The organism is Xylophilus sp. ASV27 (genome assembly GCF_016428875.1).
Lineage (GTDB): Bacteria > Pseudomonadota > Gammaproteobacteria > Burkholderiales > Burkholderiaceae_C > Xylophilus.
In genome coordinates this window covers 1-255 of record NZ_JAELTO010000430.1, presented here as the reverse complement: position 1 = coordinate 255, position 255 = coordinate 1, and the positions used below count along the sequence as shown (strand labels likewise).

Sequence of the window (255 nt, the reverse complement as noted above, 5' to 3'; positions counted from 1 at the left end):
TGCTGCCCGCGGTCTGCACCAATGAGGCGCCGGCCTGCACCTTGGCGCCGGAGGCGCCGATCAGGTTCTTGATTTCCTTGGCCGCCTCGCCGCTGCGCCGCGCCAGGCTGCGCACCTCGCTGGCGACCACGGCGAAGCCGCGGCCCTGCTCGCCGGCGCGCGCGGCCTCCACCGCGGCATTGAGCGCCAGCAGGTTGGTCTGGAAGGCGATGCTGTCGATCACGCCGATGATGTCGGTGATGCGGCGCGAGGCCT

General features: G+C 72.2%; 1 protein-coding gene. It reads right to left on the bottom strand.

Going from position 1 to position 255, the window contains the following annotated elements:
* A partial coding sequence (locus JHD63_RS23655) for a methyl-accepting chemotaxis protein (RefSeq protein WP_233168579.1) occupies positions 1-255 on the bottom strand: 255 nt, incomplete at both ends.